The sequence below is a fragment of the Nostoc sp. genome (genome assembly GCF_036917455.1).
In the GTDB taxonomy this organism is placed as follows: Bacteria; Cyanobacteriota; Cyanobacteriia; order Cyanobacteriales; family Nostocaceae; genus Nostoc.
The window spans coordinates 20,705-35,742 of record NZ_JBALDK010000261.1 but is presented as its reverse complement, the minus strand read 5'-3'; the positions used below and the strand labels follow the sequence as shown (position 1 = coordinate 35,742).

14 protein-coding genes are annotated in these 15,038 nt (G+C 40.6%); 6 read left to right on the top strand and 8 right to left on the bottom strand.

What is annotated here, in order from left to right; genetic code table 11:
• Together V7K42_RS28220 and V7K42_RS28215 are read right to left on the bottom strand one after the other, a co-directional pair.
• A partial coding sequence (locus V7K42_RS28220; protein ID WP_334920945.1) for a CTB family bacteriocin occupies positions 1–173 on the bottom strand: 173 nt, incomplete at its 3' end.
• A gap of 71 nt (positions 174–244) precedes the next feature.
• The gene (locus V7K42_RS28215; RefSeq protein ID WP_334920942.1) at positions 245–484 is read right to left on the bottom strand and encodes a CTB family bacteriocin; all 240 of its coding nucleotides are present in this window, start codon (positions 482–484) and stop codon (positions 245–247) included.
• A gap of 425 nt (positions 485–909) precedes the next feature.
• Between V7K42_RS28215 and V7K42_RS28210 the strand changes: the two genes are divergently transcribed.
• The 4 genes from V7K42_RS28210 (at position 910) to V7K42_RS28195 (ending at position 4,560) form a co-directional block, all read left to right on the top strand.
• A complete protein-coding gene (locus V7K42_RS28210) occupies positions 910–1,971 on the top strand; it encodes a c-type heme family protein (RefSeq protein WP_334920940.1) in 1,062 nt (353 codons plus the stop codon).
• Between the two features lie 74 nt (positions 1,972–2,045).
• The gene (locus V7K42_RS28205; protein ID WP_334920938.1) at positions 2,046–2,840 is read left to right on the top strand and encodes a MinD/ParA family ATP-binding protein; all 795 of its coding nucleotides are present in this window, start codon (positions 2,046–2,048) and stop codon (positions 2,838–2,840) included.
• A 131-nt stretch (positions 2,841–2,971) separates the two neighbouring features.
• On the top strand, positions 2,972–3,154 hold the full coding sequence (locus tag V7K42_RS28200; protein ID WP_334920936.1) for a hypothetical protein: 183 nt from the start codon (positions 2,972–2,974) through the stop codon (positions 3,152–3,154).
• 26 nt (positions 3,155–3,180) lie between these two features.
• Positions 3,181–4,560 (top strand): serine/threonine-protein kinase, encoded by a 1,380-nt coding sequence (locus V7K42_RS28195; RefSeq protein WP_334920935.1) that lies wholly within the window; start codon positions 3,181–3,183, stop codon positions 4,558–4,560.
• A 327-nt stretch (positions 4,561–4,887) separates the two neighbouring features.
• Here V7K42_RS28195 and V7K42_RS28190 read toward each other — a convergent pair whose 3' ends face one another.
• The gene (locus V7K42_RS28190) at positions 4,888–5,802 is read right to left on the bottom strand and encodes a c-type heme family protein (protein WP_334920933.1); all 915 of its coding nucleotides are present in this window, start codon (positions 5,800–5,802) and stop codon (positions 4,888–4,890) included.
• 182 nt (positions 5,803–5,984) lie between these two features.
• Here V7K42_RS28190 and V7K42_RS28185 point away from each other — a divergent pair, with 182 nt between their 5' ends.
• Complete coding sequence (locus V7K42_RS28185) at positions 5,985–6,836, top strand: phosphate/phosphite/phosphonate ABC transporter substrate-binding protein (protein ID WP_334920931.1); 852 nt, start codon at positions 5,985–5,987, stop codon at positions 6,834–6,836.
• A gap of 17 nt (positions 6,837–6,853) precedes the next feature.
• On the opposite strand, the gene V7K42_RS28180 is transcribed toward V7K42_RS28185, so the two are convergent.
• From V7K42_RS28180 to V7K42_RS28160, 5 genes are all read right to left on the bottom strand, one after another.
• Positions 6,854–7,624, bottom strand: coding sequence for a hypothetical protein (locus V7K42_RS28180; RefSeq protein WP_334920929.1), 771 nt, complete (start codon positions 7,622–7,624; stop codon positions 6,854–6,856).
• A gap of 113 nt (positions 7,625–7,737) precedes the next feature.
• The gene (locus V7K42_RS28175; protein WP_334920927.1) at positions 7,738–10,515 is read right to left on the bottom strand and encodes a GAF domain-containing protein; all 2,778 of its coding nucleotides are present in this window, start codon (positions 10,513–10,515) and stop codon (positions 7,738–7,740) included.
• A gap of 829 nt (positions 10,516–11,344) precedes the next feature.
• Positions 11,345–11,815, bottom strand: coding sequence for an N-glycosidase (locus V7K42_RS28170; protein WP_334920925.1), 471 nt, complete (start codon positions 11,813–11,815; stop codon positions 11,345–11,347).
• Between the two features lie 88 nt (positions 11,816–11,903).
• Positions 11,904–13,415 carry an ATP-binding protein gene (locus V7K42_RS28165; RefSeq protein ID WP_334920923.1) on the bottom strand — a complete coding sequence of 504 codons (1,512 nt, stop codon included), beginning with the start codon at positions 13,413–13,415 and terminating at the stop codon, positions 11,904–11,906.
• 395 nt (positions 13,416–13,810) lie between these two features.
• Positions 13,811–14,506, bottom strand: a complete 696-nt coding sequence (locus V7K42_RS28160) for a response regulator transcription factor (RefSeq protein ID WP_334920944.1) — start codon at positions 14,504–14,506, stop codon at positions 13,811–13,813.
• A gap of 150 nt (positions 14,507–14,656) precedes the next feature.
• Between V7K42_RS28160 and V7K42_RS28155 the strand changes: the two genes are divergently transcribed.
• Complete coding sequence (locus tag V7K42_RS28155) at positions 14,657–14,926, top strand: hypothetical protein (RefSeq protein ID WP_334920921.1); 270 nt, start codon at positions 14,657–14,659, stop codon at positions 14,924–14,926.
• The last annotated feature ends 112 nt before the right edge of the window (positions 14,927–15,038 follow it).

Here is a 15,038-nt window from a genome sequence, read left to right as displayed (position 1 = left end):
GTAGTTTGTTGAACGGTGGAAGAGCCAATACCGCCATTAGGACCAAGAACGGTTCCACCAGCTTGTTGATCCAATGCGTTATAGTTGTCAGCAATTACAAAGCTAAAAGCGCCACCAGCAACGTTGTCTAATTCTTCAGCAGATAATTCTACGGGCTTAATGTTGTCAGACATGATGTTTTTTCCTTAATTTATGATGTGTGTTGTATCAAGCAGAATGCAATATTTGAGTTTCTAGTCTATTACTAACTTTCAAGAGTAGGAGGAAAGAAGCCAGTTGCTTTGATTTCTTGCAAACTTTGATGAGATACAGTAGTTTGTTGAACGGTGGAAGAGCCAATACCGCCATTAGGACCAAGAACGGTTCCACCAGCTTGTTGATCCAATGCGTTATAGTTGTCAGCAATTACAAAGCTAAAAGCGCCACCAGCAACGTTGTCTAATTCTTCAGCAGATAATTCTACGGGCTTAATGTTGTCAGACATGATGTTTTTTCCTTAATTTATGATGTGTGTTGTATCAAGCAGAGAGAGTGATTTGCTGGTTAGTTGCTTACCGCTTCCCTCGCTTCATGTCTCTAGAATACGAATTCAACTCTCTCATCCGCATCTGAAAAACGTCTAGGATTTCACCTAAGCTAAGTAAGTAGATGTCGTCTAACTTTCGCTATATAGTATTGAGCAATACGTAAGACTTTCGTCATAGGCTAACCCAGCTAGTTACTACAAAAGTCATGGATTTGCTTTCAGGTGTGGTATTTCACTGCAATATCGTAGTATGACTAAACATGGAAGGATGAATGCAACAATCAAATAAATGAGAGCATTATACATCCATCGTTAAATTAACTAAATTAATAAATTATCGTTATTAATCTCTAGCAATGTTGTAAACCAAAACAGTAGCAACAATGTTTAATAGATTCAAATTAGCAACTAAATTTACTTTACTTCTATTACTGGTGTTCATCGGCGCGATCGCAGTTAGTGGTTTTGCTTTATCTCATGCGCTTGAGCAAAAAGCAGAAGCCGAAATCGGTTATCGTAGCCAAATTATTGCAGAAACTATGAACTCAGTGAGGAACTATACTAATACGCATATCAATCCTCTTCTGACACCGATGATGGACACTCAAGCCACGTTTATCCCTGAAAGGATTCCCAGCTTTGCAGTCAGAGAAGTGTTTGAAAATCTTCGGAAAAACGAAGATTATAAAGATTTTTTATATAAGGATGCCAATCTAAATCCAACTAACTTACGAGATAAAGCAGATGTATTTGAAACGGAACTTATCGAACGGTTTCGCAAGGAGCCAGGGTTGAAAAATATATCCGGGTTTCGTGACTCTTATGACGAGAAAATGTTTTATAACGCTCGTCCATTTTCTATCAATAATCCGACATGTTTACACTGTCATAGCACTCCTGAAGTTGCTCCAAAAAGCCAGATTGCTAGTTATGGTTCAGAAAATGGCTTTGGGTGGAAACTCAATGAAATTTTAGGCACACAAATTATTTATCTTCCTGCTAAGCAAGTATTTGATGATGCTCATCGGGCATTTGTTCTATTCATTAGCTTATTTATTATTATCTTTGCCATCATGATTTTGCTCATTAATTATTTGTTAAAGCGAAATGTACTGCAACCGCTAAAACCAATGGCACAACTGGCTCAGAAACTTAGTATGAATGAAATTAGTGTTGAAGAAGCAAAAGAGTTCGAGCGTGAAAAGCTAACATCGATTGTGCAGCGCCATGATGAGTTAGGACAATTAGGACGAGTTTTTCAACGTATGGTACATGAAATTTCTGTCCGCGAACAACAATTTAAGCAAGAGTTGCATACACTGCGGATTGAAGTTGATGAAGCCAAACGTGCGCGTGAAGTTTCAGAAATCGCTGAATCAAAAACGTTCCAAAAGTTGCAGGAGGAGGCAAAAGTAATCAGAAGCAAACGAAATAATCCAAATTAATAATTATCAACTATGTTATGACGCATAAGTGTCATGAAAATTTACGAATTAAAAATTAGTATTAAGGATTTATTATGTCTGAAATTATTTCAATTCACTCATTCCGTGGCGGAACTGGTAAGTCAAACGTCACGAGTAATCTTGCTGCCCTAATCGCTCGTTCTGGAAAGCGAGTTGGGATAGTTGATACAGATATTCAATCTCCAGGAATCCACGTTCTATTTGGTCTTGAGCAAGAGCGAATCCGCTATACCTTGAACGATTACTTATGGGGTCGCTGTCAGATTGAAGAAGCAGTTTATGATGTTAGCGCCATTCTCAAACAAAAACAAACATTTTTTGGTCGCCAGGGGAGTGTTCATCTAATTCCTTCCAGCATTAAGATGAGTGACATTTCTCGAATCTTGCGCGAAGGCTATGACGCACGTCGACTTAATGATGGTTTACATAATCTAGTTAGTCGTTTAAAACTGGACTATCTGTTGATTGATACTCATCCTGGCATTAACGAAGAAACGTTGCTATCGATTATTCTTTCTGATGTCCTGCTGGTGATTCTCCGTCCAGATAAACAGGATTATCAAGGTACAGCAGTAGCGATAGATGTTGCTCGGAAGTTAGAAGTGCCTAAAATGCTAATAGTGATTAATAAAGCTCTACCATCTTTGGATTTTAAAGAGTTAGGAAAACGAGTGGAGAATACCTACAAAACCCCTGTGGCTGGAATACTACCTGTTTGTGAAGAGATGTTTGAATTAGGGAGTGGTGGAATCTTCTGTTTGCGGTATCCAGATCATTCATGGACTCAAAAAATCAGTGCGATCGCTAAACAAATCACTGGTTCTGGAGCTAAATTGTTTGCCAGATAAGCGTTGCAGATCGAGGGTGGACACCAGAGTAAAAGCATCTAATAAAATCAGTGGGAATATCTTGGTAATTAATTAAATTGTATCTGGGGCGATCGTCATAGAATTGATAGGGCATCAAATCCTCAATACTAATGTACTATGGGGATGCGGCGAGCGATCGCAGTATTCATTCCCCTAATAATTCTCCTCTGCTTTATGAACTGACTCGCAAAATTCAAAATCTATTTCACCCAAATCATTTGCAAAGTTTGGTGATTCCAAAATACTTTCTTTCTCAACAAACCTTGCCAAAGGTGGTAGTTGTGCCAAGATGAATTTGAGGACTTAGGCAAGTGACACAATGCTAGGACAATTATTAGATGGACGTTACCAAGTCCTCCAGGTCTTAGGTGGAGGTGGATTCGGTCAAACTTACATAGCCCAAGATACCCATCGGCCAGGTTTCCCGAAATGTGTTGTCAAACATCTTAAACCCGTCACTCGTACCCCTGAATTTCTCGAAACTGCTAGACGGCTATTTAGTAGTGAGGCAGAAACACTAGAACAACTGGGCAACCATGACCAAATCCCTCGGCTTTTAGCCTATTTTGAAGACAATCAAGAGTTCTTCTTGGTGCAAGAATTCATCGAAGGGCATACTCTCAAAGCAGAACTTTTACCCAATCAACCTTGGACAGAAGAGAAAGTAATTCAACTTCTCCAACAGGTGTTGGGTATTCTGCAATTTATTCACAGCCACAACGTTATCCATCGAGATATCAAACCAGACAATATAATCAGGCGGCAACAAGACGGTAAGCTAGTGCTGATTGACTTTGGCGCAGTTAAACAAGTCCAAACTCAATTGCTTATAGTTCCAGGGCGCACGGGGGCTACTATTATCATTGGCACTCCAGGATATATGTCTACAGAACAGGGGCAAGGTAAGCCCCGCCCTAACAGCGATATTTATTCTTTGGGTATTATTGGCATCCAGTCACTGACGGGGTTACATCCTATAAACTTTGAGGAAGATTCAGATACGGGTGAAATTTCTTGGCAGCATCACGCTAATGTCAGTTCTGAGTTGGCATCTGTGCTATCTAAGATGGTGCTACACCACTTTAAACAGCGCTATCAGTCTGCGGCTGAAGTTCTACAGGTGCTTAAGTATCTTGAGACTAAAGTAGAAACACCATTACTTAAATCATCATTTTTTACACAACCGCCTCAAGCTTCACTTTCTCCACAAAACTCAATTGGGCATCTGCCTGTTTCTATCCTGTCTGCGGAAAATTACAGTCGGTTGGAAACAATTCTTTTGGAATTTGTCGGCCCCGTTGCCTCAACATTACTACGACAAGTTGCGGCATCAGCGCCCAACTGTGAAGAATTAATTAGTCAACTAGCCCTTCATCTTCGAGGAAATCAGCAAATTGATTTTCAGAAGAAAACTCTGTTTCTACTAGAAAAACCTACTCTATTTCAGGAACTTACTGTTAAATCGGAAACTAAGTCAAATAATTTGCCAAGCCAAGAATCTCAAGCAATCAGCGATAGCTTTGTGCATCAGTGTGAGCGGGAATTGGCTGATTTAATTGGGCCCATAGCTAAGTTTCTAGTTCAAAAAGCTGTTAAGTCTTCTGGACAAATTTCTCGTGCAGAATTTGTGAAAGTTTTAGCATCACAAATTCCCGAACCTCAAAAAGCTTTGCAATTTCAGCAGCGCTTACTTTCCTGATTTATCGAAGAAAGGCAGAGGGCAGGAGGCAGAAGGGAATACTGCTTCCTGTTCTCTGCCTATGACCAAAGGGAACAAGGGTCTAAAACCCCGCCGTCATACGGCGCTTACAATTGGGCGGGGTCTGAATCCCCGCCCAATTGTTCCTTCTGCCTTCTGCCCTCTGCCTCCTGCCTTCTTCAATAAATCTTGCGCTTTTATAGGGTTTTGCAGTTGAGTCTAATACCTTACCCCAATCCCTTCCCCGCTAGTGTTGGAGAGAGGTCAAAACTGTACTGCATCCAAACCATAAACGCTATATTTCCGTAAATTACGAATTACGAATTATTAGCTCTGATTATTCAGCATCTCCAGAGCTATTTTTAAGCTAGCTTTCATCCGATTAAATGCTTCAGCTAACCCGCCAATTTCATCATTAGAGCTTTCTTCAAAATCAGCGCTCATATCACCAATACTAACTTTTTGGGCTATTTTCTCTATTTTTCTGATGCGCTGAATTACATATTTTTTGATTAAGAAGTTAATTAAGAAAACTACGAGCGCAAAGATGGCAATTAAAAGTCCCATTATCAATGTCCAAGTCCGTTTGGCATTGGCAAAAATCTCTTGGGAAGGAACAGAGATTATTTGAGCAGAAACAATCTGATTGAGTTGCCAGCCAAAACCATTTTCTGAGCCATAATTTACCAACTGACTTTTAGGAGCTTGATCTGGTGTAGAATGACATCGCAGACATTTCTGTTGTACGATCTTCAGTGGTCGCGCAATATAAAATACTTCGCCTTCTGACAAGTTACGAAAGCCTGTAATTTCTTGAATTTTGGAGTCGCTGCGAAACCGTTCTACAAGTTGAGTTTCAAAATTATCAGCTTTATCCGCTAAATTAGTCGGATTAAGTGTCGCATCTTTATGAAAAAAGTTTTTAAATTTAGGCTTTTTACGAAAATTCTCAAACACCTCCTTAGAGGAAAAAGTTGGTACTACTTCCGGCATGAACGTTGGGTTGGTGTCTAGTCTAGGTTCTAACAAGGGATCTATACGATTTTGTGTATAATTTCTAACCGCGTTCACCATTTGGATGAGAATCTGTGCTTGAGAAGTTACTTCATTTTGCGCTCTCCCTTGAAGTACACTAGATAAGGCAACGCCACTTCCCACAATACTGACTATGAAAACTAATATTAAAAGTAAGTTAAATTTAGCACCTATTTTTAATTTTTTTAATGTGATGTTATTTAACATAACCTAACCAACGAAGATGGTATCTGAGTTTGTCTAACATTTATTTATACCTGTTAGAAAGCATCTCAACAATATTTAAATAAATATTAACTTTTGACTGCAATGCAACTAAGTTAGGCAGTAGTCAAACTTATCGAAAATTAGTCCTGAAAACCAAGTTACTTACTTAACCATAATTAGTGATGTTTTTGAGATTTTCTCGGCGTTTATTTCTGTTTAATCTGCTAGGTTTTACATTTGCTGCCTGTAAATCACGCGGCTTTGAGGGCACGTTAACTGTTGGTGCAATCAACTATGGTGGAGGCGAACAGATAATTAATCAATATGCTAAATTTAACAGTTATTTGGGTGAAAAAACAAACTCCTATATTCAGCTAGAACCGGTTTTTAATGAGAATAGAGCGGTTGAGCGTCTTCAGGCTCGTGCTTGGTCATTAGTATTTGCTCCACCGGGTTTAGCGGCTATTGCGATCGCACGTCACCAATATGTTCCTCTGTTTCCTTTAATAGGGATCAGTAATTTGCGCTCAATTTTCGTTGTTCGCAAAGACAATCCCATAACCGACTTGAAACAACTGCAAGGAAAAACACTGGCTTTAGGTCAGTTAGGTTCCGCAACAGGATATTATTTCCCTCTTTACAATCTTTATGGCACAACACTAGCTGAGATCCTATTTGCACCCACACCCAAAGCCGCACTGGAATTTGTGGCTCAAGGAAAAGCGATCGCTTGTGCTGTCTCAGAAGCAGAATTGTCTCTCTACGCTTCACAGTTGGCCCCCACAGAATTCCGCATCCTATTTAAAGACCCTCATTATGTACCATTAGGTGTGGTATTGATTGGACCGAATGTAGAACGTAACCGTCAAGAGTTTATCCGTAAAGTGATGAGCGATTCGCCTTCAGGTTTAGCTCAAGAAGTGGGGTATGTACCGAATGGACAAGTACCAGATTACAAATACATGATTTCTGTGGTCGATCGGGTGAGTTCTATTACTTCTAAGCTGCAAACTAAACCGGTTCGTTTATTTTGATTGACATTACTGATTTCTCAAAAAAACAATTTGAATCGTGCTAGCTGGTTTTGAATTGTTTCTGTGAGGATTTTATTTAGTTCTGTAGTGTCTTGGAATTGCAAAATTTGCTGTGTGGGTAAGTCGAAGGGAAATTGTCCTTCAAAGTCTGGACGTTGCATTTGCGCTAGGAGAATCTGTTCAGATCGCTTACTTTGGATGGCATAGCCAATCTCAATACAGACATTGGGACTAGGAATTAGTTGCGGGGTTTCTTTACCGTCAATACTAGCGATGGGCGTGGTGTCAGCGATAAATAACAAACTCTTCCGAATTTTTCGCATAATCGTGCGGTTAATCCGAACAGTAGCACCACTGGGGCGAGAGGATTCTACTAATGTTAGCGGAAGGCGCGATCGCAAATTTAAACTAGACAAACTTTTTTGCAGTTCTTCTCTGAGAGCATTTGTCGCTGCGACATACTCAGTTTGATAGGATAAAAAAATCGTTGGTTCTAACTGAGCCAACAGTGCTTGTTTGGTAAAATAAATTTCATGACTAATTAAGTCAATGTTGGCGACGCAATAGCCACCGCTACCTTCAATATAAAATTCAATATTTTCCCCTTCTAGATAGCGCCCAAACCAAGTTGATTTCTTCACTTCGTCGCTTTCTTCTAAAAAGTCTGCTCGCAATGCCGATCTCAGCAGGCTTTTTTTGCTTAAGCGAATGTCTGGCGGACGTTTTTCTAGTTCTGGAATCGGCTCGTAATCTTGTATATACCACGCTCTGAGCGCAATAATTGACATAAGGCGCTATTTAAAATATTTAACTCTAGTATAATCTTACACTAAGAGCAGTCCATATATTAGACTTATCTTTAAACACAACAAAACCCAAACTTATACTCGCTGAACTATCTTTAGCGATCTATTTTGGCTGGAGGCTTGACAGGGATTTCAATCCAGAACTCTGTACCTTTGCCAGGTTCTGAAATGCACTCCATTATTCCACCATGTTTTTCGACAATAATTTGATAGCTGATCGCCAATCCCAGTCCTGTACCCCTACCCACAGGTTTGGTAGTATAAAACGGGTCAAAAATCCGCTTTTTGACCTCTAGAGCCATTCCAGGCCCATTGTCACTAATACGAATCAATAGCCGAGAGTTATCTGCTGAAACTCTAGTGGAAATGTGGATAGTAGGCATTGGGGATGGCTTATTCTCTTTGTTCCCCATCGCTCTTAATCCCCATTCCTTATTGCCCCTAATCTCCAGAGGAGACCTCGAATTACCCATTTCTAAAGCATCTATAGCATTGGTGAAAATATTCATAAATACCTGATTCATTTGTCCGGCATAACATTCTACTTTTGGGATGTTGCCATAGTCTTTGATTATCTGAATGCCTGGAAATTCACCACTTGCTTTTAGCTGATATTGTAAAATTAGTAAGGTGTTGTCAATGCCTTCATGCAAGTCAACGCGCTTGTTTTCAGCCTCATCCAAGCGAGAAAAATTGCGTAACGACAGTACTATTGAACGGATGCGATCGCTTCCTACTTGCATTGAGGTAATGATTTTTGGCAGGTCTTCTACCAAAAACTCAAAATCGATTGAAACGATAGCAGCATTAATTTCACTATGAGGATCGGGATAGTGTAGCTGGTAGAGGCGTAAAATTTCTAGTAGTTGTTCGATGTAGTCACTGGCGTGGCACAGATTACCGTAGATAAAGTTAACAGGGTTGTTGATTTCGTGGGCGATACCCGCCACCAACTGTCCTAAGCTGGACATTTTTTCGGTTTGAATCAATCTTGTCTGTGTTTCTTGGAGTTTATGTAGAGTATGTCCTAACTGTACAGCTTGATTTCTGGCTTCCGTTTCGGCAGTATGGGTTTGTTCGTAGAGTTGTGCTTGTTGAATAGCGATCGCAGCCTGATCTCCTAACTGTTGCAATAAATCAATTTCTGCATCCTGCCAAATTCTGGGAGCATTACATTCATGGGCAATTAGTAAGCCCCATAGTTCCATCCCTATATTAATCGGAACAATTAAGTTTGCTTGAATTTGCAGACTTTGCAAAAACTCTCGATGACAATCAGTTAAGGAATCTGTTGAAACGTTGTTAATTGCCCGGACTCTACCTTGAGAGTATAAATACGTATGCTCATCAGGAAAGCATTCTAATGGTGCATTCACTCCCAAAACTGACTGCCAATTACCATTAATTTCTTCCACAGTTACCGATTTACTGTTCAGTTGAAAAATCACTACCCGGTCTGAATTTAGCAGTGAGCGAACTTCGCAGACGATAGTTTGCAGGGTTGTTTGCAAGTCCAACGTGCGGCGAATCTGCTCTGTGACTTGCTTGATTACCTTGGTAAGTATTAATGATTTTTCTAGTTCAGCAGTTTGTTCTTGCACCCGCAGTTCTAGGTTGGCATTCAGTACTTGTACCTCTTTATACATTTCCTGTTGTTGAATTGCCATAGAAAAATGATCGTACAAGGCTTGTGCCAATATCATGTCTTCCAACTTCCACTCGGCCGCTTGCCCCTTTTTTTGCTCTCGCCAAACCTCAAAAGAAAGCTGGGGTAACAGTTGTCGCCGATTTGCGTCACATCGTCCCGCCCACAATATCTCGGTTTCAAATTCAGCGCGAAAAATGGTTAATACACCGATAAATTGTTCCCGATAATGTAGAGGAATCACCATCAGTCCGCGAATTTGAGTAGAACGGAACGCTAAAGCCAAAACTCGCAAATTCGGTTCTTTATAGAGGTCAGCAGTTGCCCAAATATTACCTGGTTTACACTCAGCCATCCAGTTTTGCCATGTAGGATGCTGTTCAATAATGCTGTTATCTAATTCGTAGGGTAGTGTGGGTTGATCGCCCCAAGTGTATAGTTTCCGACTATTCTCAATGTAAAGCCTGCCACCTACTCCACTCAATGCAGTAATAACTTCTTCAAGCGCCCCCTGTAGCTGGACTGTTGGTAGTTTATGCAAGAGTGTGGTCACTTGGTTAATAGTAGCTTCTTGCTTTTGCTGAGTAAGGGCTGTGGTGAGTAAATTACTTTGAGCGATCGCGATCGCCACCTGGTCAGCAACTTGCTCTAATACTTCTAGTTCCCGCTTCAAAATGTTTTGCGGTTCACTGTGGTGAGATACTAACAATCCCCACAATTTCGGCTTTACCGATTGTTCTTGGGGATCGCAATCTAAAATTGGGATGACTAAAGAAGATTGCACACCCATTGCTTTTAAGTATTGAATATGACATGGGTCTACTTGTCGATAGAAAATATTAGTTTGTAGGCGTTCGCCAGTTTCTTTTGATTGTAGAGGCGATAGCCCAATCTTCCCATTTGCGACATCGACAATCGAACGTTGCCCCGTTAACAAAAACATCTCTCTGGACGCTTCGGGGATATCATGAACTGGGAAGCGCAACCCTAATAACGATGGTAGACGTTCGTTATAAATAGATTCAGCAATGACTTCACCACTACCATCGGCATCAAACCGATACATCTTGACTCGATCTGCATGTAAAAGTAACCGCACTTCCGTAACGGTAGTTTTTAATATTTCTTGAAGATCGAGCGATCGCCTAATCTGTTTGATCATCCGGTGCAGCAAGCTTTCTTGGTCTAAGCTTTGCTGTAACCCGTTTGGTTTATCAGTAGATGTCATTCTTTGTATACACCATGACTTAAGTATAGTTTTTCTTATAATTTGTCCCTAACGATAAATTTCAACTTCCAATGCCTTGAGTTTGGTTCCATTTTCAAGAAATTCCTGCTAGAAATGTTTTGCCAGAAGCATACATCTGTTACAAATATTTTTTGAAATGGATCGGAGGATATTTGAAAAGTATTAGATATTTTGCTTAATATCCGTAGTCCTTAAAAATCTGATTTAGGGAGATATTAAACCACCTGATACATCATTAGTCACTTTTCAAACATCCTCTCAAGGAGACAATAAAGAAAAATTTAATCATTGACACTTTATTGATTTTATATTCTCAGCTATTAAAATATTTCAGTATTATTACTTAAATAATATCTTCATCATTGCCTCAAACTAAAAATATTTTTTCCGATTGTTGTCCCGGAAGCTTCTCCAAAAATGCATTATTTCACCTTAAAAGCTATATATTAGCCGGAAGTTTGTTAAGATTTGCAATAGCGATCGCTATTGCAAATTACAAAGCCTTAAATATTCGTTCTTTATTCTCAATACTGTGAATTTTTATCGATAGAATAATGGCTGATTTGTCAAGTGAGCTAGAAAAAAAGCCTTATAAGCCTTGTGTAACAATAATTTTGATAGTTGCAATCCAAGATATTATTAATAACAACAAGGTTATTTATCTCCTTTTTAAGTAGGGTTGTTTGGGTTGAATTTTGAACAGAACCAGATTAAAGTATTGGTTATTTCCCTCCAAAATTTTGAATGGAAATGTCTTATTACCCTTCTAATTGCTGATTTTATGTTGAATGTAACTATTTTGATTAAATTATTCGTAAATTACCTTTGAAGATAGTAAATTACGGATTTCTTCACGAACACTCATGAGAGTTTTACCCAGATGGTTAAGACCTGCTTTATTAGCACCGCAGCCCCAAAAAGAATCGGTTGGGGAATTTTCAACCAAAAGCTCATCACCAGTCTTCAGCAGAACTTCTCTAATATCAGCATGAGTGAGAAACTTTTTGAGTAAAGCTTCTCGCATAATTTGAGTTTTGACCAAATCCCAGTCTCGACGGAGTTGGCGAGTGGTACATCTTCCTAAGGCGGCAGCTTCTTCTGGCGTGGCAGAGGTATGGATGAGGGGTATAATTGCTGCATCTTTGCTGCCAACAAACTTTTGCGCTTGATAATAATGCTCAACCGTTGCCCAGTAAGTGCCCTGGATGTGGATTTCGTGGGGAGAAAAGTTAGAAAAACAGCCGTAAGGCTGCCAAACCTTATAAAAGTAAATGGTCATTTGAAAATTGCTCTTTCATATATAGCAATCCTATTTGATTTGTGAGAATTGCAACCTAAAACCGAGCTTATAAGGATTCCAAATTCTGTCACTTCATCGGTAAGGTGAGGGTGAAAGCTGTTTGACCAAAAGCTGTTGAGTCAAGGGTGAGGTCGCCATGATGTGCCCTGGCAATTTCACGGGCTAGGCTGAGTCCCAGTCCAATGCCTTCTATCTTGCGGGTTCGAGCCGGATCGCCGCGATAGAAGCGCTCAAAAATGCGATCGCGATCGCGTGCGCTGTAGGCATCGCTCACTGGAATATCTTTGGATGCATTGGCAATGGTAACATGGAGAGTTGTTTGAGTTTGATGAGCGCGGATCTTTATCCAACCGTTGGCGAGATTGTATTTTATAGCATTACTGAACAGGTTTTGCAAAACTTGAATCAGAAGATCGCGATCGCCCTGTAGGCGCAGTCCATCACTAAAGTCAGTTTGCACATTCAACTGAGGAGCCAGCATTTCTACATCTTCTAGCATCTCCATTAGCAACTCAGACATATCCACTTCAACCAGATACAAGCTCATTTTTCCTGCATCAGCTAGAGATAGCAGCAAGAGTTTTCGCATAATTCCACTCAGGCGGCGCACCTCATCCAATAGGTTACTTAAGCGCTGTTGTACTTCACTTCCCGGATCGACCTGTTGCAGGGTTCGTTCCAATTCGCCTTGCAAAATAGTCAGTGGGGTTTTCAGTTCATGAGCCGCGTCACCACTAAAGCGGGAAGCTTGGGTAAAACTGCGTTCCAAGCGTTCTAGCATCAGGTTAAATACTTGAATCAACTCGACAAATTCAACATCAGTTGTCCCAATGGGAATTCGTTGATCTAGCCCCTTGACAGTCACTTGTTGAATAGCACCCGTTAATTGATGGACGGGACGCAAAGCACCACCAGAAACCAACCATGCACCGACTGCAACCAGCAGTAGCGATCCCGGAATTGAAACCAGAAAAATATTCCGAATGATAGCCATCTCTCGATCGATAGCTTCTAGATTAACAGCAATGGCAACTTGAGTATTAGGAAACTTCGTTGCCCCAATCCGCCAAGCTGCTTTTGCTGTATGCTCAGTGACAAATTGAGGTGGGCGTGGACGAAGAAAGGGTGGCGGGCCAACGGACAGATTTCTATTAGAGGGTGGTTCTCCCTGTGGGGGTGGTGGTAAAGGTATCAACTGAAGACGCTTAAGCAGTAGGTGATTCACCTCAACGTCAGCAGGTAGAGAGTTAGATTGATAAAGGATGTTGCCGTTTGCATCAAGCACCAGTAGGGCGATGGGGGTTTTTGTATTGGTTCCGAAGCCATCAGATAATGAATCTTTGTAAAATTGCCATCGGGAAGGTCGGCTTTCTTTACTCTGAATTTTGGGAGGTTCCCCCCGTGGTGGCAAGTTTGGAGTTGCCCGCATCAAGTGATTTAACAGTTCTGCATCAAGACGGCTGATTTTAGCATTGTAAATTTGAAACCAGGAGACTGCGCCAAACCCTACTAATGTGGTTCCAGCTAGAGCCGTAGATAACAGGGCAATTCGGAGGCGAAACGAAGGGAGCTTTATCATAATTACTAATTCGTAATGGGCTACGCTAACGTAATTCGTAATTAAATTAAGGATTGATATCAAATCTGTTTGTATTGGAATTATTCTTCATACCATTTCTTTGTGAAGCTGCGCCAAATTTCCTTTGCTTCTTATTTCTTTCTTTGTGCCCTACCCTGCGGGAAGCCGCTTTGCGTCTATGCGTCCTTTGCGGTTTGTTCCTCATATAGTTCGGCGCACCTTCATACAGAACTGGTATCAGCATCTCTGCGGTTTTTTAATCATTCAAATGCTACTGGATTTGATATGATACTCCCATTTATATAAACGGCTTGAATCTTAGTCGAGGTTTAAATCCTCCTCACAAAACACAATTACGAATTACGTTAGCGTAGCGGGGCGTAGCCCATTACGAATTACGAATTGTTTGCAGAGCCAAACTCTGGTTTACGAAACCGATATCCAACCCCTCGAATGCTTTCAATCCAGACTGCTTCATCAATGGGGTCAATTTTTTTACGAATTCGCTGGATACAAACATCTACAACGTTGGTGTTGGGGTTAAAGTCATAGCCCCAAACATGCTCCAAAATTTGGGTACGGGTGAAAACCCGTCCAGGAGAGCGCATTAGATACTCTAGAAGATTAAACTCGCGGCTAGTGAGTTCTATCGCCTGGCGATCGCAAGTGACTTCTCTGGTGATGCGGTCGAGTTTGATCGACCCAACGCTAAGGAGATTTTGGCGATCGCTCACACTCCGGCGAACAACGGCATGAATTCTAGCCGCTAACTCTTCGACAAAAAACGGTTTAGCGATATAGTCATCCGCTCCTAAATTTAGCCCTTCTAAGCGATCGTCTAGTTCATTCCGAGCCGTCAACAAAATTACCGGAGCATTCCGACCTTGCCGCCGCAACAGTTTTAGAATTGATAATCCATCCTTTCCTGGCACCATAATGTCGAGGATAAGAACATCATATTCATTTTCTAATGCCCGCAGATATCCTTCATCACCGTTGTCGCAATAGTCTACAACAAATCCCTGCTCCTTCAGTCCAGCCCGGACGAAATTAGCAATTTTCGCTTCATCTTCAACAAATAAAACGTTCACAAGCATTTATTAGTTCATATATTGTTCCATTCTAGATTCATTACCTTTGTGCTTAAATTACAAAACTGTAATTTAGAAAGCAAGTGGACTGTAATTTTGAGGTGGCTTAATCATAAATATGAACACCCTACCTTTTGCAGATTGATTTTTATGAATATTCGTCGAGTCTTAGCCGTAGCAGCAATTCCTTTTTTGATTGGTACATTTGCTTTTGTTACACCCAATCAGGCAAATGCCGCTAATCCATCCAATCGGAATGCCCAGATTTCTCAACAGTCTCCAAGACCACAAATATCTGATAAAAAACCACAGGTTAGACATTCTAAACCCCGTCCAAATCAGAAAAAGCGTCCTCTCCAACATCCTCAAAATCAGAATCAGGGCGCGGATCAAAATCGTGTAGAACGCAATAACCGTTAATTGCAGCACCCTTTCTTCCTCAAAATTACAAAACTGTAATTTACAAGCAGGGCAAACTGTAATTTTGGTTCAGTTAAATCAGAAATGTAAACAATCTATCTTTAGGAGAACA

What these genes read in the sequence shown, in the direction of transcription:
- V7K42_RS28215 (WP_334920942.1), bottom strand. Translation starts at nt 484, where the DNA reads ATGTCTGACAACATTAAGCCCGTAGAATTATCTGCTGAAGAATTAGAC.
- V7K42_RS28210 (WP_334920940.1), top strand. Translation starts at nt 910, where the DNA reads ATGTTTAATAGATTCAAATTAGCAACTAAATTTACTTTACTTCTATTA.
- V7K42_RS28205 (WP_334920938.1), top strand. Translation starts at nt 2,046, where the DNA reads ATGTCTGAAATTATTTCAATTCACTCATTCCGTGGCGGAACTGGTAAG.
- V7K42_RS28200 (WP_334920936.1), top strand. Translation starts at nt 2,972, where the DNA reads ATGTACTATGGGGATGCGGCGAGCGATCGCAGTATTCATTCCCCTAAT.
- V7K42_RS28195 (WP_334920935.1), top strand. Translation starts at nt 3,181, where the DNA reads ATGCTAGGACAATTATTAGATGGACGTTACCAAGTCCTCCAGGTCTTA.
- V7K42_RS28190 (WP_334920933.1), bottom strand. Translation starts at nt 5,802, where the DNA reads ATGTTAAATAACATCACATTAAAAAAATTAAAAATAGGTGCTAAATTT.
- V7K42_RS28185 (WP_334920931.1), top strand. Translation starts at nt 5,985, where the DNA reads ATGTTTTTGAGATTTTCTCGGCGTTTATTTCTGTTTAATCTGCTAGGT.
- V7K42_RS28180 (WP_334920929.1), bottom strand. Translation starts at nt 7,624, where the DNA reads ATGTCAATTATTGCGCTCAGAGCGTGGTATATACAAGATTACGAGCCG.
- V7K42_RS28175 (WP_334920927.1), bottom strand. Translation starts at nt 10,515, where the DNA reads ATGACATCTACTGATAAACCAAACGGGTTACAGCAAAGCTTAGACCAA.
- V7K42_RS28170 (WP_334920925.1), bottom strand. Translation starts at nt 11,815, where the DNA reads ATGACCATTTACTTTTATAAGGTTTGGCAGCCTTACGGCTGTTTTTCT.
- V7K42_RS28165 (WP_334920923.1), bottom strand. Translation starts at nt 13,415, where the DNA reads ATGATAAAGCTCCCTTCGTTTCGCCTCCGAATTGCCCTGTTATCTACG.
- V7K42_RS28155 (WP_334920921.1), top strand. Translation starts at nt 14,657, where the DNA reads ATGAATATTCGTCGAGTCTTAGCCGTAGCAGCAATTCCTTTTTTGATT.